General features: G+C 65.2%; 19 protein-coding genes and 5 tRNA genes. 12 read left to right on the top strand and 12 right to left on the bottom strand.

Going from position 1 to position 19,750, the window contains the following annotated elements; all coding sequences use genetic code 11:
• Nucleotides 1-85: 85 nt before the first annotated feature.
• Both ACOHWE_RS00720 and hemA read right to left on the bottom strand, forming a co-directional pair.
• On the bottom strand, nt 86-1,306 hold the full coding sequence (locus tag ACOHWE_RS00720; protein WP_420663465.1) for a helix-turn-helix domain-containing protein: 1,221 nt from the start codon (nt 1,304-1,306) through the stop codon (nt 86-88).
• 126 nt (nt 1,307-1,432) lie between these two features.
• A complete protein-coding gene (hemA, locus tag ACOHWE_RS00715) occupies nt 1,433-2,656 on the bottom strand; it encodes a 5-aminolevulinate synthase (RefSeq protein ID WP_420664644.1) in 1,224 nt (407 codons plus the stop codon).
• A 387-nt stretch (nt 2,657-3,043) separates the two neighbouring features.
• Between hemA and ACOHWE_RS00710 the strand changes: the two genes are divergently transcribed.
• The 3 genes from ACOHWE_RS00710 to ACOHWE_RS00700 all read left to right on the top strand — a co-directional run bounded on the left by ACOHWE_RS00710 (nt 3,044) and on the right by ACOHWE_RS00700 (nt 5,303).
• Nucleotides 3,044-4,435, top strand: a complete 1,392-nt coding sequence (locus tag ACOHWE_RS00710) for a M20/M25/M40 family metallo-hydrolase (RefSeq protein ID WP_420663464.1) — start codon at nt 3,044-3,046, stop codon at nt 4,433-4,435.
• Nucleotides 4,436-4,582: 147 nt separating this feature from the next.
• Nucleotides 4,583-4,804 (top strand): hypothetical protein, encoded by a 222-nt coding sequence (locus tag ACOHWE_RS00705; protein WP_420663463.1) that lies wholly within the window; start codon nt 4,583-4,585, stop codon nt 4,802-4,804.
• A 115-nt stretch (nt 4,805-4,919) separates the two neighbouring features.
• A complete protein-coding gene (locus ACOHWE_RS00700; protein ID WP_420663462.1) occupies nt 4,920-5,303 on the top strand; it encodes a DUF4440 domain-containing protein in 384 nt (127 codons plus the stop codon).
• 145 nt (nt 5,304-5,448) lie between these two features.
• Here the strand turns inward: ACOHWE_RS00700 and ACOHWE_RS00695 are convergent.
• The 7 genes from ACOHWE_RS00695 to ACOHWE_RS00665 all read right to left on the bottom strand — a co-directional run bounded on the left by ACOHWE_RS00695 (nt 5,449) and on the right by ACOHWE_RS00665 (nt 7,759).
• Nucleotides 5,449-5,525: transfer RNA gene (locus ACOHWE_RS00695), tRNA-Asp, on the bottom strand.
• A gap of 93 nt (nt 5,526-5,618) precedes the next feature.
• Nucleotides 5,619-5,695, bottom strand: a tRNA-Asp gene (locus ACOHWE_RS00690).
• An 81-nt stretch (nt 5,696-5,776) separates the two neighbouring features.
• Nucleotides 5,777-5,853 (bottom strand) — tRNA-Asp (locus ACOHWE_RS00685).
• A gap of 202 nt (nt 5,854-6,055) precedes the next feature.
• Nucleotides 6,056-6,131: transfer RNA gene (locus ACOHWE_RS00680), tRNA-Val, on the bottom strand.
• A 77-nt stretch (nt 6,132-6,208) separates the two neighbouring features.
• Nucleotides 6,209-6,778 carry a histidine phosphatase family protein gene (locus tag ACOHWE_RS00675; protein WP_420663461.1) on the bottom strand — a complete coding sequence of 190 codons (570 nt, stop codon included), beginning with the start codon at nt 6,776-6,778 and terminating at the stop codon, nt 6,209-6,211.
• Nucleotides 6,779-6,908: 130 nt separating this feature from the next.
• Nucleotides 6,909-6,983: transfer RNA gene (locus tag ACOHWE_RS00670), tRNA-Val, on the bottom strand.
• A 320-nt stretch (nt 6,984-7,303) separates the two neighbouring features.
• Complete coding sequence (locus tag ACOHWE_RS00665; protein ID WP_420663460.1) at nt 7,304-7,759, bottom strand: Lrp/AsnC family transcriptional regulator; 456 nt, start codon at nt 7,757-7,759, stop codon at nt 7,304-7,306.
• Nucleotides 7,760-7,892: 133 nt separating this feature from the next.
• Between ACOHWE_RS00665 and ACOHWE_RS00660 the strand changes: the two genes are divergently transcribed.
• Entirely contained in the window at nt 7,893-8,942 is a 1,050-nt protein-coding gene (locus ACOHWE_RS00660; protein ID WP_420663459.1) for a Glu/Leu/Phe/Val family dehydrogenase, read from the top strand.
• Nucleotides 8,943-9,134: 192 nt separating this feature from the next.
• On the opposite strand, the gene lon is transcribed toward ACOHWE_RS00660, so the two are convergent.
• Nucleotides 9,135-11,549, bottom strand: a complete 2,415-nt coding sequence (lon, locus tag ACOHWE_RS00655; protein ID WP_420663458.1) for an endopeptidase La — start codon at nt 11,547-11,549, stop codon at nt 9,135-9,137.
• A 378-nt stretch (nt 11,550-11,927) separates the two neighbouring features.
• Here lon and ACOHWE_RS00650 point away from each other — a divergent pair, with 378 nt between their 5' ends.
• Together ACOHWE_RS00650 and ACOHWE_RS00645 are read left to right on the top strand one after the other, a co-directional pair.
• Nucleotides 11,928-12,437: a hypothetical protein gene (locus ACOHWE_RS00650; RefSeq protein WP_420663457.1), complete on the top strand. Its 510-nt coding sequence runs from the start codon at nt 11,928-11,930 to the stop codon at nt 12,435-12,437.
• Between the two features lie 80 nt (nt 12,438-12,517).
• Nucleotides 12,518-12,853: a hypothetical protein gene (locus ACOHWE_RS00645; RefSeq protein WP_420663456.1), complete on the top strand. Its 336-nt coding sequence runs from the start codon at nt 12,518-12,520 to the stop codon at nt 12,851-12,853.
• A 6-nt stretch (nt 12,854-12,859) separates the two neighbouring features.
• Here ACOHWE_RS00645 and tgt read toward each other — a convergent pair whose 3' ends face one another.
• Nucleotides 12,860-13,990: a tRNA guanosine(34) transglycosylase Tgt gene (gene tgt / locus ACOHWE_RS00640; RefSeq protein ID WP_420663455.1), complete on the bottom strand. Its 1,131-nt coding sequence runs from the start codon at nt 13,988-13,990 to the stop codon at nt 12,860-12,862.
• A gap of 70 nt (nt 13,991-14,060) precedes the next feature.
• On the opposite strand from tgt, the gene rimK reads away from it, so the two are divergent.
• The 3 genes from rimK to ACOHWE_RS00625 all read left to right on the top strand — a co-directional run bounded on the left by rimK (nt 14,061) and on the right by ACOHWE_RS00625 (nt 16,749).
• Nucleotides 14,061-15,476 carry a 30S ribosomal protein S6--L-glutamate ligase gene (gene rimK / locus ACOHWE_RS00635; RefSeq protein ID WP_420663454.1) on the top strand — a complete coding sequence of 472 codons (1,416 nt, stop codon included), beginning with the start codon at nt 14,061-14,063 and terminating at the stop codon, nt 15,474-15,476.
• A 104-nt stretch (nt 15,477-15,580) separates the two neighbouring features.
• Nucleotides 15,581-16,474 carry an SPFH domain-containing protein gene (locus ACOHWE_RS00630; protein WP_420663453.1) on the top strand — a complete coding sequence of 298 codons (894 nt, stop codon included), beginning with the start codon at nt 15,581-15,583 and terminating at the stop codon, nt 16,472-16,474.
• Nucleotides 16,471-16,749, top strand: a complete 279-nt coding sequence (locus ACOHWE_RS00625) for an NfeD family protein (RefSeq protein WP_420663452.1) — start codon at nt 16,471-16,473, stop codon at nt 16,747-16,749. Before ACOHWE_RS00630 ends, ACOHWE_RS00625 begins: the two co-directional genes overlap by 4 nt.
• 89 nt (nt 16,750-16,838) lie before the next feature.
• Here ACOHWE_RS00625 and ACOHWE_RS00620 read toward each other — a convergent pair whose 3' ends face one another.
• Nucleotides 16,839-17,573 carry a hypothetical protein gene (locus ACOHWE_RS00620; protein ID WP_420663451.1) on the bottom strand — a complete coding sequence of 245 codons (735 nt, stop codon included), beginning with the start codon at nt 17,571-17,573 and terminating at the stop codon, nt 16,839-16,841.
• 265 nt (nt 17,574-17,838) lie between these two features.
• On the opposite strand from ACOHWE_RS00620, the gene ACOHWE_RS00615 reads away from it, so the two are divergent.
• The 3 genes from ACOHWE_RS00615 to tpiA all read left to right on the top strand — a co-directional run bounded on the left by ACOHWE_RS00615 (nt 17,839) and on the right by tpiA (nt 19,591).
• Nucleotides 17,839-18,201, top strand: a complete 363-nt coding sequence (locus tag ACOHWE_RS00615) for an SUF system Fe-S cluster assembly protein (protein ID WP_420663450.1) — start codon at nt 17,839-17,841, stop codon at nt 18,199-18,201.
• Nucleotides 18,202-18,329: 128 nt separating this feature from the next.
• Nucleotides 18,330-18,689, top strand: coding sequence for a HesB/IscA family protein (locus ACOHWE_RS00610; protein ID WP_420663449.1), 360 nt, complete (start codon nt 18,330-18,332; stop codon nt 18,687-18,689).
• 152 nt (nt 18,690-18,841) lie between these two features.
• On the top strand, nt 18,842-19,591 hold the full coding sequence (gene tpiA / locus ACOHWE_RS00605; protein ID WP_420663448.1) for a triose-phosphate isomerase: 750 nt from the start codon (nt 18,842-18,844) through the stop codon (nt 19,589-19,591).
• The last annotated feature ends 159 nt before the right edge of the window (nt 19,592-19,750 follow it).

The raw sequence follows: 19,750 nt of genomic DNA, 5'->3' as shown, positions 1-19,750 counted from the left end.
CTGATCCTCGTTGCCCGCTAGATACGTGCTGCGGCCCGCACCTGCAATGGCGCGGGACCGAACGCAGCGGCAAATCCGCCGGAAATCACTCGGAAGGGGCTTCTGTCTGCAGCTGGGCAACCAGCGTGGCGAGCGCCTCGTTGCGGCTGTCCGTCAGGTCGGCAAGCTGGAAGCGCTCGGTGATGGCCTCCTGCGACAGCTCGATGTTCTTGGTGACCGCGCCGCGTTTGCCCACGGGTCCGAAATGCTCGCCATTGACCGCGAAATAGATCGCGCTGCTTTCGCCGGTGCGCAGCTTGGGCGCGCCCTCGGATAGAGGGATGGTGAAGCGCTGGCCCGCGTCCATAATCGTCTCATAGATCACACTGCCGTCTACCGCGGTGACTTGCACCCAGGAGGGGCGCACCGCCACCATTTCGATGCTGGGGGCCACGTCAGCCACAACTTGCGGCATCGGCGGGCCCTGCTCTGCGGCCGTCTCCGGGCCAGCCTCATGCGGCAGGCTGGCTTCGGCCAGCAGAACGCTGGGTGCGGCGGGGGCGACGAAATTGCCGAGCGAGGCCGGATCGATGGTGGCAATCGGCGCATCGCGGGCGGCAAGCACTGGCACTTCAAGCGCCTGCGGGCGGTAGAGCCGGTCCAGCGCCTCGGCCGCCGGGTCCTGCGCGTCTGCACCTTCGGCGCCGGGCGCGGCGCCGGCCAGCGGGTCGAGATCGGCAAGCACCGCGGGGGTCTGTTCGACGGGCGCGAACTGTACCTGCTGCACTTCCTTCAGCACCGCCCAGCCGCCATAGCCGATGCCGCCGATCAGCGCCGCCAGCACCATCAGCGATCCGACGGCGCGCGGCTCAACCTGGCTGAAAAGGCCGCTGGGTACGGGCACGAAAGGGGTGTTGGGCGCGGTGAAGGCCTCCCCGCCTAGGCCGCGGCCGCCGGCGGCACGCGCCGGGCCCTGCTTGCGCCCCGAGGCTTCGGCGGACATGCCGTGGGCGACGGAGAAGCCGCTTTCGCGGCAGAAGGCGGCAAAGGCCTGCTCTGGATCCATACCGAGGTAGCGCGCGTAAGAGCGCACGTAGCCTGCAATAAACCCGGGAGTATCAAAGGCGGAGGGATCGCAATTTTCGATGGCAGCGACATAGGAGGCCTTGATGCGCAATTCGCGCTGCACATCGAGCAGCGACTTGCCCATCGTCGCCCGTTCCCCGCGCATCACGTCGCCCAGCCTGAGTTCGAAGTCGTCGAAACCTTTAGGCTCTGGCAGGTCGCCATCGCCCTTTTGTCTGCGCTGAGTGAGGCGCCCGATCATGCCTGCTGTCCCATCAATGCCTGCCACTGCCCGGGAGTGTCACGAGAATCACAATACCGACTCAAATGCACTCTTTCATTGACAGCAGAATAGCATACTCACCAGAAATTTACACCGATCAGTAAGTTAGCCGGCCAATTCGGCGCGATTCAGCGCACAATGCGACCACAATGAGTCCATTGCCTTGACCAGATGGTCAATTTCCTTGGGCCCGTGCACCGGTGAGGGCGTAAAGCGCAGGCGCTCGGTGCCGCGCGGCACGGTGGGGAAGTTGATCGGCTGCACATAGACGCCATAATCCGCTAGCAGATGGTCCGAAAGCACCTTGGTATGCACCGGGTTGCCGACAATCACCGGCACGATGTGGCTGCCGTGATCAATGATTGGCAGGCCCAGCCCCTTGAGGCGCAGTTTCAGCACCTTGGCCTGGTCCTGGTGCTTGTCGCGCAGCTCCTGCGCGTGCTTGAGGTAGGCCACGGAAGCCGCGGCCCCCGCCGCCACTGCAGGCGCCAGCGAGGTGGTGAAGATGAAGCCCGGCGCATAGGAACGGATCGCATCCACCATCTTCGCCGAAGCGGCAATGTAGCCGCCCATCACGCCATAGGCCTTGGCGAGCGTGCCGTTGATGATGTCTATGCGGTGGGCGAGACGGTCGCGCTCGGTGACGCCGCCGCCGCGCGGGCCGTACATGCCGACCGCGTGCACCTCGTCGATATAGGTGAGCGCGCCGAATTCATCAGCCAGGTCGCAGATCTCGGCGATGGGGCCGAAATCGCCGTCCATGGAGTAAACCGATTCAAAGGCGATGAGTTTGGGCGCGGCCGGATCGTCCGCCTCCAGCAGCTCGCGCAGGTGGCCCACGTCGTTATGGCGGAAGATGCGCTTGGCCCCGCCGTTGCGGCGCACGCCCTCGATCATCGAGGCATGGTTCAGCGCATCGGAATAGATGATGAGCCCGGGGAACAGCTTGGGCAGCGTCGAGAGCGTCGCGTCATTGGCGATATAAGCGGAGGTGAACAGAAGCGCCGCCTCCTTGCCGTGCAGATCGGCAAGCTCCGCTTCCAGACGCTTGTGGTAGACCGTGGTGCCGGAGATGTTGCGGGTGCCGCCGGAGCCTGCGCCGGTGGCGTCGATTGCCTCGTGCATCGCCTGCAGCACCACCGGGTGCTGGCCCATGCCGAGGTAGTCGTTGCCGCACCAGACCGTGATGTCCTGCTGGCTGCCGTCGGGACGGGTCCAGACCGCGTGCGGGAACTGGCCTTTCCTGCGCTCGATGTCGATAAAGGTGCGGTAGCGGCCTTCCTCGTGCAGACGGTCGATCGCAGCGTCCAGTTTCGCGGTATAGTCCACCGGCTTCTCCATAGCTAGGTCCGGCCCGAAGGCGCAGGGGCTGTGTAAAGGGCACGGCCTGATCGCGACGGATGCGGCCACATTCACTTCGGCGAATGAATATCGCAGACGCCGGTTTTCTTCAACTGCATACGCGGCAGCGCCGGTGCGCGACTTTGATGCAGGTCAAATGGATCTTCCCGCCGCAGCCATGCAAACTCCGCATGCCTGCCCCGCAGCCAAGGTCTCAGGGAAAGCATAGTGCATGAGAGGCCGCGCGTGAACCGCGTTTGCCGGCTCTTCCGGCCGCACTGGCCCCGGCCGCCGGCCGCTGCTAGGGTCCGGGCGAAAGCGCGCGCCGCAGGCAGCGGCCCGGGCGCGGCACCCCAACAGCAGGAGACACTTTAGATGGCACTGAATGACGTTCTGGACCGGATCGACGCCGATCTTACCGCCGCGACGGAGCGGCTGATGGAGTTCCTGCGCATCCCCTCTATCTCCACCGACCCCGCCTACAAGGCCGAGTGCGACCGCGCGGCCGGCTGGCTGGTGGCGGATCTGAACGCGATCGGCATCAAGGCCGAAAAGCGCGCCACCCCGGGCCACCCGATGGTCGTGGGCCATATCGGCGAGGACGGCGCGGACGTGCCGCATGTGCTGTTTTACGGCCACTACGATGTGCAGCCTGTCGACCCGCTGGAACTGTGGAACACGCCGCCTTTCGAGCCGCAGCTCGAGGAGACCGGGAACGGCTTCGTGATCCGCGGCCGCGGCGCCTCGGACGACAAGGGCCAGCTGATGACCTTTGTCGAGGCCTGCCGGGCCTGGAAGGCGGTGAATGGCGCCCTGCCCTGCCGCATCACGTTCTTCTTCGAGGGCGAGGAGGAATCCGGATCGCCCTCGCTGATCCCGTTCATGCAAGCCAATGCCGAAGAACTGAAGGCGGACCTCGCGCTGATCTGCGACACCTCGATGGTGTCGCGCGGGGTGCCGTCGATCTCCTCCCAGCTGCGCGGCATGCTGAAGGACGAATTCACCATCATCGGCCCCCGTATCGACCTGCACTCCGGCCACTACGGCGGCCCCGGGCTGAATCCCCTGCGGGAAATTTCGCGGATCGTCGCCTCGTTCTACGACGAGGAAACCGGCCGGGTTGCGGTGGAGGGGTTCTATGACGGTGTCCACGAGGTGCCGGAAGACCAGTTGCGGCAATGGCAGAACTGCGGCTTTGACGAGGCGGACTACCTGAACTCGGTGGGCTACACCCGGCCGCATGGCGAGAAGGCCTATTCCACGCTGGAGCAGCAATGGGCGCGGCCGACGCTGGAGGTGAACGGGCTCTGGGGCGGCTACAATGGCGCCGGGTCCAAGACCGTGATCCCGTCGGAGGCACATTGCAAGATCACCTGCCGCCTGGTCGGCGACATGGACCCGGACGCGCTGCGCGGCAAGATCCGCAGGCACGTGGAAGACCGGCTGTCGCCCGACGCAAAGGTGCGCTGGGACAATGATCTGGAGGGTTCGCCCGCGGCAGTGATGAACACCGCCCGCCCCGAGTTCGAGGCCGCCCGCGGCGCGCTCTCGGACGAATGGCAGCGCGAGGCGGTGTTCTGCGGCATGGGCGGCTCGATCCCGATCGCAGGCTATTTCAAGTCGATCCTGGACATGGATGCGATGCTCATCGGCTTTGCCAACGACGATGACGCAATCCATTCGCCGAACGAGAAGTATGATCTGAAAAGCTTCCACAAGGGCATCCGCTCCTGGGCGCGCGTGCTGGATGCCCTGAGCCGGCAGTGACCGCTAAACGGGCATAAAATCGCGAGTATGGAGGCCCGGCGGCAGCGCCGGGCCGCTGGCCCCGGGGCGGAATTAACCATTGGTTAGGCTGGCTTTCCGATACTGGAAGCGATCTTTGCAGCCAGCCCACACCTACGGAGACAGAACATGCCGCACAGCAAGTTCAAACGCCCGCCCGGTTTCGAAGGCATTCAGACCGACCCAGAAGAAAGCTACCGCGCCGGTTACCAGCACGGCGCCCGAACCCTGCTGCGGTTCCTGGAAGCGAGCCCGGATCCGGATTACGACGGCGCCCGCGCCTGGATCGAAACCGACCTGGGCGGCTGGCGCCACGACACCCAGGCAGAGCCGGTACCGCCTGCCCCGTGATCCCCGCGGCCCGGGGCGCCGTGGCTTGCGCGGCTGCGGCCCGCGCAGCCGGTGAACCGCGCACCTGCTGCCGGCGCGGCTTGCATGGGCGGCCGCGCTGCGGCACGCTTGCGGCATGAAGACAGAGATACTGACAGACGGCCCTGTGCTGGATGACATTCTGGCGCTGGAGAAAAAGGTTTGGCAGGCGCTGATCGAAGGCGACCCCAAAGCCGACGCGCAGATGCTGTCCGAGGATTTTCTGGGCGTCTATCCCAGCGGATTCTCCGGCAAGGCAAGCCATTGCGATCAGTTGAAACAGGGGCCGGTAATGGCGGAGTACCGCCTGAGCGCCGCGCAGCTGCGCTGCATCAGCGGGGACGCAGTGCTGTTGAGCTACCGCGCAGACTACCGGCCCGCGGGCAGCTCCGGATGGAAGGCGATGCTGATTTCCTCCCTCTGGGAGCGCCGGAGCCGCGGCTGGATCAACAGCTTCAGCCAGGACACGCCGCTGGCCTAGGGCGCCGGGCGGATATTCGGGCGGGACGTTCCCGTCCCCTGAGAGTACAGCCTGGCGCACACGAGACCTTGGCGGCGCGCAATCCGCCCGCACGATGGGCTGGGCAGAGGGCAACGTGGGATTAACGCTCTTGATCGGGGGGAAGTGGCGCGGTTGACGGGGCTCGAACCCGCGACCCCCGGCGTGACAGGCCGGTACTCTAACCAACTGAGCTACAACCGCGCATGGGCCTTTCGGCGAACCGTTCCAGGGGTCCTGGAAGGTCTATGATCCCCCTCCGGGGCGGACCCTGAACGTCAGGGCAGCGGGCGAAAGTGGCGCGGTTGACGGGGCTCGAACCCGCGACCCCCGGCGTGACAGGCCGGTACTCTAACCAACTGAGCTACAACCGCATTTTCGCCTTGCGGCGGACCGTTTCCGGCCCAATTCCCCTCCGGGGCGGATCCTGTTGACCCCAGGACGGGGTGGAGCAGTGGCGCGGTTGACGGGGCTCGAACCCGCGACCCCCGGCGTGACAGGCCGGTACTCTAACCAACTGAGCTACAACCGCTTGCTGCCCATCCAGCGTCGCCGCTGAATGTTGGGCTGTAATATTCTCAGGCCCGGGGCATCGTCAAGCGGTGTTTTCCCTTTTTGCGGACTTTCCCTGAAAAAAATCCGCTCCGGCCTTCAAGTCTCTGAAATTCATGGCAAAACCCAAGACGCACTGCACCCATGAAGATCACTGCACATGTCATGAAACTTGGAGAAGGTGGTGGGTGATGAGAGACTCGAACTCCCGACATCTTCGGTGTAAACGAAGCGCTCTACCAACTGAGCTAATCACCCGGTGACGGCGGATTTAGCGAAAGCCCGGGCTTTGTGCAAGGGTCAAAGCGCAGGTTTTTGCACCCCGCCCTTAGGGTTCAGCGCAACACCGTTTCCACGCCGCCCTCCAGCACGTAGACGCAGCCCTGTCCGTTTGGCAGTTCCGCCATCTGCGCCCGGTCCAGCCCGCAAGCGATGCCGCGCATCACCTGGCCGAGGAGGCCATGCGCGACCACGACGGAGGGGCCGCCGAGCGACGTCATGAAATCAAGGATCCGGGCGTGGAAGCTGGCAAACCCCTCTCCTCCCGGCGCGGCGCAAAACAGATCGAGGTGCCGCGGGTTGGCGGCGTGGATCTGCGGGTAGGCCGCAGCCACCTCCTCCAGGGTAAGCCCCTGGAAATCGCCGGCATATGCCTCCGCCAGACGGACGTCGGTTTCGAACGGTGCCCCGCCAAGCGCGATGTCTGCGGTCTGTTGCGCCCGCCCCAGAGGCGAGGCGAAACAGGGCGGACCGTCCTGCATTACAGCTGCCATCAGCCTGGCCTGATGCCGGGCCTGTGCGATGCCGGGTTCGTTCAGCGGTGATTCCAGCTGCCCCTGAATGCGCCGCTCGGCGTTCCACTTGGTCTGCCCGTGCCTGAGCAGCCAGATTTTCGGAAATTGCATGTGGCCTCCCCTGCCGCGCCCTGCCCGCACAAGTGGTAGCGGCTGCAGGCAGCCAGCGGAAGGCCAAACACCGGCGAAGTCACGAAAAGCAAAGGGCGCTCGACCCTTGCGGGGAGCGCCCTTCAGATCATGGTGGGTGATAAGAGATTTGAACTCCTGACATCTTCGATGTGAACGAAGCGCTCTACCACTGAGCTAATCACCCGTGAGGCCGGTGTTTACAGCGAGTGTTTCGGCTCTGCAAGAGGGGTGCGGGAAGAAAACTGCGGCTTCGGCGGATTTTTTTCGCGGGGGTTTGGGGCGCGCGCGGGAGGGGCTGTGCGCTCAAGATGCCGTGTACTCCCAAGCGCGGGACAAGGCCGCGAGGCCGCCGCGCATCGTCGGCGCGCACCCACGCGGCGGCGATTTGGTGAGGCTGGGCGGTCCCTCGATAAGGCGTACGGATTTGGCGGGGATAAACTGCCAGCCACCGCTGTTTGGATCGCCACCGCGCGCGCCTGCGATGCGCGGCTTGGGGCTTCTGCCTCAGCTTGCGGGCAGTGCGTCGCGGCGGATCATGGTGCGCAGTGTGAAGCTGGAGCGGGTGTTGCGAATCCCGGGCACCCGCATCAGCCGCTGTTCCAGGAAGCGGTCGAAATCGGTCAGGTCCGCGGCCACCACCCGCAGGAGGATGTCGCGGGTGCCGGTCATCAGGTAGCACTCCATCACCTGGTCGAACTGGCGCACCGCCTGCTCGAAGCTGATGATCGCCTCGGAAGACTGGCGCTCCAGCTCCACCGCGACGAAGATCGTCACCGGCAGCCCCAGCTTGGCCTGGTCCACCCGTGCAGAATAGCCGCTGATCACGCCGCTGTCCTCGAGGTTGGCGACCCGGCGGGCGCAGGGCGTCGGCGAGAGGCCCACCTGCTCGGAGAGCTCCGATATCTTCAGCCGCCCGTTGCGCTGCAATGCAGCCACGATCTTGCGGTCGATGGCATCCATAGGGATTTCCTCCAAAAGGCGCTCCCAATTTACGCGATAGCTCCAAAACTGTCACGCGCTGGGGCCGCATTTGGTGAAAACCCGCGTCGGCGGGACGCTATGATGCAATCAAATGAGGAGGATGTTTTTTCCGATGAAAATCTCTGCTGTGCCTTCCACCAGCCACGAAGAAATCTACCGTGTCGAAGACCCCGAGGTGGGGCTGACCGGTTTCATCGCCGTGCATTCGACCCTGCTTGGCCCGGCGGCCGGCGGGCTGCGGATGCGCCCCTACGAGAGCGAAGACGCCGCGCTGACTGACGTCAAGCGGCTGAGCGAAGGGATGACCTACAAGAACGCGGCAGCTGGCCTGCCGCTGGGCGGCGGCAAGGCCGTGATCATCGGTGATCCGGCAGCGCTGAAAACGCCGGAGCTGCTGCGCGCCTTCGCGCGGGCGATCGAGAGCCTCGACGGCCGGTACATCACCGCCGAGGACATGGGCATGAGCCCCGCCGACATGGCGATCCTGGCGGAAGAGACCCGGTTTGTGGCCGGTCTTGCGGATGGCGAGTTTGCCAGCGGCGACCCCTCCCCGATCACCGCGCGCGGCATCTTCAACGCGATCCGCACCGCGCAAGCCTTTAAGCACGGCAGCGCCGATCTGAACGGTGTGACCGTCGCGGTGCAGGGCCTGGGCCATGTCGGCTGGTATCTGAGCCAGTTCCTGCATGAAGCCGGCGCCAAGCTGGTGGTGACCGACATCGACGCGGGCCGCGTCGAGCAGGCGGTGGCCGAATTCGGCGCGCGCCCGGTTGGACTGGACGAGATCTACGGTGTTCAGGCCGACATCTTTGCGCCTTGCGCGATCGGGGGCATCCTGAACGCAAAGACCATTCCGCAGCTCAAGGTCAGCATCGTCGCGGGCGGCGCCAACAACCAGTTGGCGACGGCAGAAGACGGCGCGACGCTGCATGAGCGCGGCATCCTCTATGCGCCCGATTTCGTGGCCAACGGCGGCGGCATTATCAACGTGGCAACCGAGATCCTGAAGATCGCGGACCGCGAAGGCTTTGTCGCCGACAAGCTGGCGGCGCTGGACGCCACCATGGGCGCAATCCTGCGCCAGGCGAAAGCGGAGGACGTGAGCCCCGACGCGGCCGCGATCAAGACCGTGCGGGCCAAGATGGCTGACAGGGCGGCCTGAGCCACACCGGATCCACAGGGAGCGCCGGGGCGCGGCAATCGCGCCCGGGCATGATCCCAAGGATATGCCCCGCAAGAAGGGCCAGAACGGAAGATAAAGATAAAAAAAATGGGGGCGGCCCGCGAGGGACCGCCCTTTTTTTCAGCTCGCTTATGCGCCGCCGGCTGCCCGCCAATGGCGGGCGGCTTGGGATCAGTGCGCGGTGGCGCTTGCACCCTTTTCGGGCGTTTCCAGAGCAGCTTTCCTGGCCGCTTCGGCCTCTTCCGCTTCCTCGTCCCACTCGATGGGCTCGGGCGCGGAGACAAGCGCCAGTTTCAGCACCTCGGAGACGTGCGAGACGGGGATGATTTCCAGCCCTTCCTTCACGTTGTCCGGGATGTCCGGCAGGTCCTTTTCGTTCTCCTGCGGGATCAGCACCGTCTTGATGCCGCCGCGGAGCGCGGCCAATAGCTTCTCCTTCAGCCCGCCGATCGCCAGCGCGTTGCCGCGCAGGGTGACCTCGCCGGTCATGGCGATGTCCTTGCGGACCGGGATCTGGGTCAGCACCGATACGATGGAGGTCACCATCGCAAGGCCGGCCGAGGGGCCATCCTTGGGTGTTGCGCCCTCGGGTACGTGGACGTGGATGTCCCAGCGGTCAAAGCGCGGCGGCTTGATGCCGAGCTTCGGCGAGACCGAGCGCACGTAGGAGCTCGCCGCCTCGATCGATTCCTTCATCACGTCGCCGAGCTTGCCGGTGGTCTTCATCCGGCCCTTGCCGGGCAGGCGCAGGGCTTCGATCGACAGAAGCTCGCCGCCGACCGAGGTATAGGCAAGGCCCGTGACCACGCCGACCTGATCCTCCTTCTCGGCCAGGCCGAAGCGGAACTTGGGCACGCCGAGGAAATCGTCGAGGTTGCCGGATGTCACAGTGACATGATCAGTTTCCTTCTTGACGATCTTCGTCAGCGATTTACGCGCCACCTTGGCAATCTCGCGCTCCAGGTTCCGCACGCCCGCCTCGCGGGTGTAGGTGCGGATCATTGCGGTCAGCGCCTCGTCGGTGAGCTCGAACTCCTTGGATTTCAGCCCGTGGTTTTTGACCTGCTTGGCAACCAGGTGACGGCGTGCGATCTCGCGCTTTTCGTCCTCGGTGTAGCCCGACAGCGGGATGATCTCCATCCGGTCCAGCAGCGGGCCCGGCATGTTGTAGCTGTTCGACGTGGTCAGGAACATCACGTTCGAGAGGTCGTATTCCACCTCAAGATAGTGGTCCATGAAGGTGTTGTTCTGTTCCGGATCGAGCACCTCCAGCATTGCCGAGGCCGGGTCGCCGCGGAAATCCTGGCCCATCTTGTCGATCTCATCAAGCAGGATCAGCGGGTTGGTTGTCTTCGCCTTCTTCAGCGCCTGGATGATCTTGCCGGGCATCGAGCCGATGTAGGTGCGGCGGTGGCCGCGGATCTCGGACTCGTCGCGCACGCCGCCGAGCGAGATGCGGATGAACTCGCGCCCCGTGGCCTTGGCGACCGATTTGCCCAGCGAGGTCTTACCCACGCCCGGAGGGCCGACGAGGCAGAGGATCGGCCCCTTCAGCTTGGCCGAGCGCTGCTGCACGGCGAGATACTCGACGATGCGCTCCTTGACCTTCTCCAGACCGTAGTGGTCGGCGTCGAGGATTTCCTGCGCCTTGTTGAGGTCCTTCTTGACGCGCGACTTGGTGCCCCACGGGATCGACAGGATCCAGTCGAGGTAGTTGCGCACCACGGTGGCCTCCGCCGACATCGGCGACATGTTCTTGAGCTTCTTCAGCTCGGCCTCGGCCTTCTCGCGCGCTTCCTTGGAGAGTTTGGTCTCGGCGATCTTCTCTTCCAGCTCGGCGATTTCGCCTGCGCCTTCCTCGCCGTCGCCCAGCTCCTTCTGAATGGCCTTCATCTGCTCATTCAGGTAGTACTCGCGCTGGGTCTTCTCCATCTGCGACTTGACGCGGGTCTTGATCTTCTTCTCGACCTGCAGGACCGACATCTCGCCCTGCATCAGGGCATAGACCTTCTCCAGCCGCTCGCTGACCGAGAGCGTCTCAAGCAGTTCCTGCTTGCGGTCGACCTCGATGCCGAGATGGCCTGCGACCAGGTCCGCAAGCTTCGCGGGTTCGGTGGTCTCGCCGGCGGCGGCAAGCGCCTCCTCGGGGATGTTCTTGCGCACCTTGGCGTAACGCTCGAACTCGTCGCCGACGGTGCGCACCAGCGCCTCCGTGGTGGTGACGTCGCCCGGCATTTCCGCAAGGTGCTCGGCGCGGGCCTCGAAGAAGCTGTCGTTTTCAAGGAATTCGGTGATCTTGACGCGCACGTGGCCCTCGACCAGCACCTTCACGGTGCCGTCGGGCAGTTTCAGCAGCTGCAGCACATTGGCCAGCACGCCGGTGCGGTAGATGCCATCGGTTTCGGGATCGTCCTCCGACGGGTCGATCTGGCTCGACAAGAGGATCTGCTTGTCATCGGCCATCACCTCTTCCAAGGCGCGCACCGATTTGTCCCGGCCCACGAACAGCGGCACGATCATGTGGGGGAAGACCACGATGTCGCGCAGCGGCAGTACGGGGTAGGAGGAATTGAGTGGCTCTTGCATGCTCGGTCCTTTGGTTAGGCAAGACGGCCCGGCCCCGGCTTCCGGCAGCTTTGGCCCGTCTCCTCATTAGCTGTCTTTACTTGGTGCAGCAGCGGCAGCATTTCAACCGCTGCTCTTCAAGGCTGGGTGCCACCTTGCCCGCAGCAGGCCGCGGCCACAAGCGGCAATTCGGCAAAGGGTGAGCGAAGCGCTAACACCGCTGATGGAGGGAGAGCGGCGCGCGCTTCCTGCTCCGGCGGAATTCCACCTCATGAATACGTGCCGTGGAGTAAATTGCATTTGGATCACAGCCCATTTCTGAAGCGGCATCAGATTCGCCTACCGATTGACTTCGAGCCCCGAATTTTCGATTTCGCGTTGCAGAAAGGAAAACCACCAATGAAGACAAAAACGCTTTCAGGCTTGCTCGTTCTTTCCGTATCGGGCTGCATGTCCTACGCGCCGATTGACACGCCGCCCCAGCGGGTTGCATTTGCGAGCGAAACAGCCCGGGACAACGTGCACGACTTTTCCTCCGTCGCCATCAGAACAATAAAAGGAGAAGGTTCCAAAAAGGCCGAGGTCAAAGGGGCCGCCTGTACGCTCCGCGGCACCGGCTACTCCGCGCGCGTCATCACCCCCGCCATGGTCGAGCTTCCCACCTATCTTGGCAAGACCGATCCCGTGCAGGTCACATGTACCGCTGGCGCCATGAGTGCGGCGGAAACGGTCAAACCCTACAACCTGACCCTTGCCAACATTAAGAGCGCACAGGCGTCAGGCGGCGGGCTGGTTGGAGTCCTGGCCGTGGCGGTGACGAAGGGCATTATGAAATCCGCGCGCGATCCGTCGAAAGACATTTACGCCTATCGTGATTCGATTGCGCTGACGCTTGCGACCGGCCAATGAATACTGCCGCCCGCTGGGCGCTCCTGCTGCCTATAGCTATTACCGCCTGCGGCCCGGTTTACGAACCGCCGGAGGAGGCCGTGACGGTCGCTTCCGGCAGCCGTGCGGCCGTTGTCGGCTATGAAGTGGCCACCGTCAGGACGGCATTCCAATCCGGGGGGGCCGTTGCGGAAATCAACGAGGCGGATTGCGTCTTGACCTACAACGGCGCGTCCACCCGCCTGAAAACGCCGCACCGGGTGCGGATTCCCATTCACGCTGGTGCCCAGCAGGAAATCGGCCTTGAGTGCAGGGCCGCGATCGGCCCTGCGGTGCAGACATCTCAGCGTTTCGTGCAGCCGCGTCTTGCAGAAGTCTCTGACGGTACTGCCCCAGACCGGATCTTCCCTGACACCATAGGAGCAGGCTTCAAGTAGCCCCACTTACAACCGCTCGATATCGCCCTGCGCGCGGGTGTCGTGGAACTCCTTCTGCCATGCCTCGAAGGTGCCTGCGGCGATCGCCTCGCGCATGCCCTGCATGATTTCCTGGAAGTAATGCAGGTTGTGCCAGGTGAGCAGCATGCCGGAGATCATCTCGTTCGAGCGGAACACGTGGTGCAGGTAGGCGCGGGAGTAGTTCGAGCAGGCCGGGCAGGAGCAATGCTCGTCCAGCGGGCGCGGGTCGTCCTGGTGGCGGGCGTTCTTGATGTTGACGACGCCGTAGCGGGTAAACGCCTGGCCGGTGCGCCCCGAGCGCGACGGCAGCACGCAGTCCATCATGTCGATGCCGCGCGCGACGGCGCCGACGATGTCGTCGGGCTTGCCCACCCCCATCAGGTAGCGCGGCTTGTCCTCGGGCAGCATGTCCGGCGCGAAGTCGAGGCAGCCGAACATTGCTTCCTGCCCCTCGCCCACCGCGAGGCCGCCGACGGCGTAGCCGTCGAAGCCGATGTTCTTCAGCGCCTCGGCGCTTTCCTCGCGGAAGTCCTTTTCCAGCCCGCCCTGCTGGATGCCAAAGAGCGCATGGCCCGGCCGGTCGCCGAAAGCCTCGCGGCTCCGCTCCGCCCAGCGCATCGATAGGCGCATGGAGCTGGCGATGCGGCCGCGGTCGGCGGGCAGCGCCGGGCACTCGTCGAAACACATCACAATGTCGGAGCCCAGAAGCCGCTGGATCTCCATCGAGCGTTCGGGGGTGAGCTCGTGACGCGAGCCGTCGATGTGGCTCTTGAAAGTCACGCCCTTCTCGGTGAGGTTCCTGAGGCCTGCGAGCGACATCACCTGGAAGCCGCCGCTATCGGTGAGGATCGGCCGCTCCCAGTTCATGAACTTGTGGAGGCCGCCCAGCCGGCCGATGCGCTCGGCCGTGGGGCGCAGCATCAGGTGGTAGGTATTGCCCAGAAGGATGTCCGCCCCCGTGGCGCGCACGCTTTCCGGCATCATTGCCTTCACGGTAGCGGCTGTACCCACGGGCATGAAGGCAGGAGTACGGATATCGCCGCGCGGAGAATGGATGACTCCGGTGCGCGCTTTGCCGTCCCGGGCCTTCATTTCAAAGTTGAAAAGCTCTGCCATCTCGTGTTCCTGCGTTTCTTCTGTACCCTCGGGGGGCGTGATTCCCCCCTAATGCCAAGGAGCCATGCGCATGTCCACAGATGACCAGCCGCCGCAGCTGACACCTCAGTTGACTCTCGGCTGGGAGGAATGGATCAGTCTGCCCGAGCTCGGCCTGCCCGCGCTGCGCGCCAAGGTCGATACCGGCGCGCGCACCTCGGCGCTGCATGCGACCGAGATAGAAACCTTCGGCCCAGCAAGCGCGCCGCGGGTGCGCTTCATGGTGCACCCGATCCCCGGACAGTACGACGTGGAAATCCCCTGCTCGGCGCTGATCGCGGACCGGCGCGAGGTGACCTCGTCGAACGGCGAAAGCGAGCTGCGCTTTGTCATCAAGACGGCGTTGGAGGTGGCCGGACAGTCCTGGCCGGTGGAGGTGACGCTGACCGACCGGCGCGGCATGGCCAAGCACATGCTGCTGGGCCGCCAGGCGCTGGCCGAGAACGTGACCGTGGCGCCGGCCGAACGCATGTGCCAGCCAGAGCTGGACTATTCCGTCTACGCCTCCGCCGACATCCGCCGGGTAGCGCCGAAGCGGGCGCTGCGCATCGCGGTGCTCAGCCGGGAGAGAAACCATTCAACCCGCCGCCTGGTCGAGGAAGGCGAGAAGCGCGGCCATACGGTAGAGGTGATCGACACCACCCGCTGCTACATGTCGATCAATGCGCTGGCGCCGGAGATCCACTATGACGGCAAGCGCCTGCCCCGTTATGACGCGGTGATCCCGCGCATTGGCGCCTCAGTCACGCAATATGGCACCGCGCTTCTGCGCCAGTTCGAAGCGCTGCACACCTACTGCGTCAACGGCAGCGCCGGCATCACCGCGAGCCGCGACAAGCTGCATGCGCATCAGCTGCTGGCGCGGCAGAAGATCGGCATGCCTGCCACAGCCTTTGCCGCCTCCCCCAAGGACACCCGCAGCCTGATCGATATCGTGGGCGGCGCGCCCTTGATCGTGAAGCTGCTGGAAAGCACGCAAGGCAAGGGCGTGGTGCTGGCCGAGACCCGCAAAGCGGCGGAATCGGTGATCACCGCCTTCCGCGGGCTGAAGGCGAACTTCCTGGTGCAGCAATTCGTGAAGGAGGCCGCGGGCGAGGACATCCGCTGCCTGGTGGTCGGCTCCAAAGTGGTGGCGGCAATGAAGCGGTCGGGTGCGGAGGGCGATTTCCGCTCCAACCTGCACCTGGGCGGCAGCGCCGAGGTGGTGCGCATCACCAAGGAGGAGCGCTCTGCCGCGGTGCGGGCTGCCAGGGCCTTCGGCCTTGGCGTCGCGGGGGTGGACTTGTTGCGCTCGGACACCGGGCCCAAGGTGCTGGAAGTGAACTCGTCCCCTGGTCTGGAAGGGATCGAGAAGACCGTCGGCAAGAACATCGCCGGGCTGATTTACGACGAGATAGAGGACCGCGTCCGCCCCACCCCCCTGCGGCGCAAACCGCCCCGCGGCTGAGGCGCGCTCCAACCTGACGCGCGCTGCCCGCTCTCCGGCGGCACTTGACCTGCCGCACGCCGCGGATGATCCTGCGGCGAAGGATCTGGCAGGAAAGAACATTCATGACCCAAGAGGACATCCTGGAAGCGCTGGCCGGCAATCTGCTCTACCTGCTTGCCGCCATATTTCTGATAATTGTGGTGCTGAAGGGCATCCGCATCGTGCCGCAATCGCAGAAATTCGTGGTCGAGCGCTTCGGGCGGCTGCATTCGGTACTTGGGCCGGGCATCAACTTCATCGTCCCTTTCCTTGACCAGGTGGCACACCGCATCTCGATCCTGGAGCGCCAGCTGCCGAATGCCACCCAGGATGCGATCACCCGCGACAACGTGCTGGTGCAGATCGACACGTCGGTGTTCTACCGCATCCTGGAGCCGGAAAAGACCGTCTACCGCATCCGTGACGTGGACGGCGCCATTGCCACCACGGTGGCCGGTATTGTGCGGGCCGAGATCGGCAAGATGGACCTCGACGAGGTGCAATCGAACCGTTCGCAGCTCATCGGGCAGATCCAGGCCAGCGTTGAAAGCGCGGTTGATGATTGGGGGATCGAGGTGACGCGGGCCGAGATTCTCGACGTGAACCTCGACCAGGCAACGCGGGATGCGATGCTTCAGCAGCTGAATGCCGAACGCGCGCGCCGCGCCGAGGTGACCAAAGCGGAAGGCCAGAAGCGCGCGGTGGAACTGGCCGCCGACGCCGAGCTTTACGCCGCCGAGCAGACCGCCAAGGCCCGCCGCATCGAGGCCGAGGCGGAGGCTTTCGCCACCCGCGTGGTCGCCGAAGCGATCCGCGAAAACGGTCTGGAGGCGGCGCAGTACCAGGTCGCCCTGAAGCAGGTGGAGGCGCTGAACGCGCTTGGCGCCGGTGAGGGCAGGCAGACCATCCTGGTGCCCGCCCATGCGCTGGAGGCCTTCGGTGATGCATTCAAACTGCTGAAGGGCGTGAAGGGATGAGCACGGTGCCGATTTGGGCGCTGTGGTGGGTGTGGTGCGCTGCCGCCCTGCTCCTTGCGATCCTGGAGGTGCTGGTGCCGGGGTTCATCTTCCTCGGCTTTGCCATCGGCGCCGCCGGAACCGGGCTTCTGCTGGTTTTCACCGCCGGCTGGAGCCTGCCGGCGCTGCTGCTGATCTTCGCGGCGCTGTCGCTGGCGGCCTGGCTGGTGCTGCGCCGCCTGTTCAAAGGCCCCAAGGGCCAGGTGAAGACCTTCGACCGCGACATCAACGACTGATATCAACGACTGGCGCCGTGCGGCTGTCCGCAATGCGGCACCTCCCGTCCTTCGCCTCGCCTTCCGCCGCCTCCCCTTCCGCGGCAGGGTCAGAAGCGGAAACCGATCCCGGCCAGCAGGCTGTGGGTGGTGGCGTCGTGGCGGAAGTAAGTGGCGCTGCCCGGGCTGCCGCGCTCGAAATCCACCCCCAGCCCGCGGTACATCACATAGATCGAAGCGCGCTTCCAGCGGTGGTAGATCAGCCCGCCCATCACCGACCAGCTCAGGTCCGACCCGGCTCCGAAGCCGCCTGCGTCGCCCTCCAGCAAAAGGCTGTAGTCCTGCGACAGCCGCCGCTGCCAGCGCAGCCCGGCCATCGGCTCGGTCCAGGAGGCCGCCTGCCGCGCCGGGCCCGCCTCCACCCCGACATCCCAATGACGCAGTCCGGCATAGGCGTCGAACCGGTCCCGGCCCGTTCCAAAGCGGTAGGTGGCCGCCGCCTCTGCGATGCGCTGTTCGTAAGCGACCGGCAGCCGCCCGGCGGTGCTGTCCGCATCCTGTTCGGCATCCAGCACCGCATACCGCAGCAGAACCCCCGCGCCGCCGGCATGCCGGGCCTCGAACTGGAGCATACCGCCCGCATCAAGCTCGCTTAACGGATTGGCGGCGCGGAGCGACAGGCCACCCCCAACCCAGCCCAGTTCGGTCCGCCCTTCCACCGAAGGCGCCACCAGCATCGGCGTGACTTGGAACTCCCAGAGGCTCTGGGCCTGCGCCGGGCAGCCCGCGGCCAAGGCCAGCGCGAACCAGGCAAAGGCGCAGAAACAGGCAGAAAATGCGGGCATGGACCTCCCCCCGTCCGGCCGCGGCGGTCGGCCCCGCGGCCTCAAACACTTGATACCGCGGGAAGTTTGGTGCCGCGGCAGGGGGAGTATAATATCTAGCCCGCGGGGCGGCGGCGGGCGAAGTCTTCACGCCAAAGTGATTAACGCCGCAATATTCCGCGCGCGCCCCCTACATTCCGCGCGCGCCCCCTACTGCCCTGCCCCCACTGGACGCCGCCCTGGCGATTCCCTATATAAACCGTCGGGAAACCAGACTGGGACCGATATGACCAACGCCTCCGAACCGCTCGAAGGGACGCCGCTGATTGCGCCCTCCACCGTCCACCATCCGCTCTACGAGGCGGTGGCCGATGCCTGCCGCTCTGTGTACGACCCTGAAATCCCGGTCAATATCTACGAGCTCGGCCTGATCTACACGATCGACATCAGTGACGAGAACGACGTGAAGATCATCATGACGCTGACCGCGCCGGGCTGCCCGGTAGCGGGTGACATGCCGGGCTGGATCGTCGATGCGGTCTCGCCGGTGCCCGGCGTGAAGAGCGTCGACGTGCAGCTTACCTGGGAGCCGCCCTGGGGCATGGAGATGATGTCGGACGAGGCGCGGCTGGAACTTGGCTTCATGTGAAGCCCTGCCGCACTGCGGAACCGGCGCGGCGGGAAACTCCCGCGCGCTGCTTTCGTGCTGGGGCGCCCTTGAGAGACGGGCGGGACGCGCCTAGATTGAATGTAACGCGCGAATTTTTGGAGACCCGGATGTTTGGAATTCCCGGCAAACAGGCTGTGACCATAACGCCCAGGGCGGCGGCGCAGATCGCCAAGCTGATGCAGAAAGACGGCCATGCCGGCCTGCGCATCGGCGTCAAAAAAGGCGGCTGCGCAGGCATGGAATACACCATGGAATATGTCGACCAGCCCGCGCCCAACGACGAGGTGGTGGAGCAGGACGGCGCACGCGTGCTGATTGCGCCGATGGCGCAGATGTTCCTCTTCGGCACCGAGATCGATTATGAGGTCTCGCTCCTCGAAAGCGGCTTCAAGTTCAACAATCCCAACGTGGCCGAGGCCTGCGGCTGCGGCGAGTCCATCTCCTTCAAGGAGGTGCCGGGCAGCTGAGCGGGCACCCCCGGGGGCGAAGCAGAGACAAGGGCGGGGATCACCCCGCCTTTTTTCATGCCGAGCCCCTCCGTGCCCCGCAGGCCGCGGCGAATTGCGCGAGCGCCCGCGCGGTGCTACCACCTCCCCAGACACAACAAGCGGAGGCGGCGATGCGGCGGAAACTGGCGGCAGGCAACTGGAAGATGAACGGCACCGGCGAGGCGCTCGCCGAACTGAAGGCGCTGGCGGAGCGGCACCCCGATCCCTCCGTGGAGGTGCTGCTGTGCCCGCCCGCCACGCTCCTGTCCCGCGCGGCGGCCGCCGCCGAAGGCAGCGCGCTCCGCTTTGGCGGACAGGATTGCCACGCCAAACCCTCCGGCGCCCACACCGGCGACATCAGCGCAGCTATGCTGAAGGAAGCGGGCGCCGCCGCGGTGATCCTCGGCCACTCCGAGCGCCGCGCGGATCATGGCGAAAGCGACGCGGTGGTGTGTGCCAAGGCCGGGACGGCGATTGCCGCGGGGCTGACCGCCATCGTCTGCCTCGGGGAGACTTTGGAGCAGCGCGAAGCGGGCAACACCCTCGCAGTGGTGACAGGCCAGCTCGCGGGCTCGGTGCCCGAGGGCATCACCGGCGGCAACCTGGTGATCGCCTACGAACCGGTCTGGGCCATCGGCACCGGCAAGGTGGCTTCGCTGGAAGAAATTACCGAGGTGCACGACGCCTTGCGCGCCGCCCTGGCGCAGCGTTTCGGGCAAGAGACCGCGGATGCCATCCGGCTGCTCTACGGCGGTTCGGTAAAGCCCGCCAACGCAACGGAAATCTTTGCCGTCTCCAACGTCGATGGCGCCCTGGTCGGCGGTGCCAGCCTCAGGGCTGCGGACTTCGCCCCGATCATCGCGGCGCTTGAGGCAAGCTGAACGTGCCTTCCGGCGCGGGCCTCCGGCGGGAGTATTCCGGGGAAAGATGAAACCATGGAAGCTTTCACCTTCCCTCAAATACTCCGGGGTGAATTGGCCGGAGGCCAAGAGGGGCAGCGCCCCTGCCCTGAACCGGCAAAGAAACGCCCCGGCACTGCC

Origin of the sequence: Cribrihabitans neustonicus (assembly GCF_048820895.1) — a bacterium.
Lineage (GTDB): Bacteria > Pseudomonadota > Alphaproteobacteria > Rhodobacterales > Rhodobacteraceae > Cribrihabitans_A > Cribrihabitans_A neustonicus.
This window is presented reverse-complemented; position numbering and strand designations above follow the sequence as displayed.

What these genes read in the sequence shown, in the direction of transcription:
- ACOHWE_RS00705 (WP_420663463.1), top strand. Translation starts at nt 4,583, where the DNA reads ATGCCGCACAGCAAGTTCAAACGCCCGCCCGGTTTCGAAGGCATTCAG.
- rimK (WP_420663454.1), top strand. Translation starts at nt 14,061, where the DNA reads ATGTCCACAGATGACCAGCCGCCGCAGCTGACACCTCAGTTGACTCTC.
- ACOHWE_RS00610 (WP_420663449.1), top strand. Translation starts at nt 18,330, where the DNA reads ATGTTTGGAATTCCCGGCAAACAGGCTGTGACCATAACGCCCAGGGCG.
- tgt (WP_420663455.1), bottom strand. Translation starts at nt 13,990, where the DNA reads ATGGCAGAGCTTTTCAACTTTGAAATGAAGGCCCGGGACGGCAAAGCG.
- ACOHWE_RS00620 (WP_420663451.1), bottom strand. Translation starts at nt 17,573, where the DNA reads ATGCCCGCATTTTCTGCCTGTTTCTGCGCCTTTGCCTGGTTCGCGCTG.
- ACOHWE_RS00720 (WP_420663465.1), bottom strand. Translation starts at nt 1,306, where the DNA reads ATGATCGGGCGCCTCACTCAGCGCAGACAAAAGGGCGATGGCGACCTG.
- ACOHWE_RS00710 (WP_420663464.1), top strand. Translation starts at nt 3,044, where the DNA reads ATGGCACTGAATGACGTTCTGGACCGGATCGACGCCGATCTTACCGCC.
- ACOHWE_RS00675 (WP_420663461.1), bottom strand. Translation starts at nt 6,778, where the DNA reads ATGCAATTTCCGAAAATCTGGCTGCTCAGGCACGGGCAGACCAAGTGG.
- ACOHWE_RS00615 (WP_420663450.1), top strand. Translation starts at nt 17,839, where the DNA reads ATGACCAACGCCTCCGAACCGCTCGAAGGGACGCCGCTGATTGCGCCC.
- ACOHWE_RS00665 (WP_420663460.1), bottom strand. Translation starts at nt 7,759, where the DNA reads ATGGATGCCATCGACCGCAAGATCGTGGCTGCATTGCAGCGCAACGGG.
- ACOHWE_RS00630 (WP_420663453.1), top strand. Translation starts at nt 15,581, where the DNA reads ATGACCCAAGAGGACATCCTGGAAGCGCTGGCCGGCAATCTGCTCTAC.
- tpiA (WP_420663448.1), top strand. Translation starts at nt 18,842, where the DNA reads ATGCGGCGGAAACTGGCGGCAGGCAACTGGAAGATGAACGGCACCGGC.
- ACOHWE_RS00700 (WP_420663462.1), top strand. Translation starts at nt 4,920, where the DNA reads ATGAAGACAGAGATACTGACAGACGGCCCTGTGCTGGATGACATTCTG.
- ACOHWE_RS00650 (WP_420663457.1), top strand. Translation starts at nt 11,928, where the DNA reads ATGAAGACAAAAACGCTTTCAGGCTTGCTCGTTCTTTCCGTATCGGGC.
- ACOHWE_RS00660 (WP_420663459.1), top strand. Translation starts at nt 7,893, where the DNA reads ATGAAAATCTCTGCTGTGCCTTCCACCAGCCACGAAGAAATCTACCGT.
- lon (WP_420663458.1), bottom strand. Translation starts at nt 11,549, where the DNA reads ATGCAAGAGCCACTCAATTCCTCCTACCCCGTACTGCCGCTGCGCGAC.
- ACOHWE_RS00625 (WP_420663452.1), top strand. Translation starts at nt 16,471, where the DNA reads ATGAGCACGGTGCCGATTTGGGCGCTGTGGTGGGTGTGGTGCGCTGCC.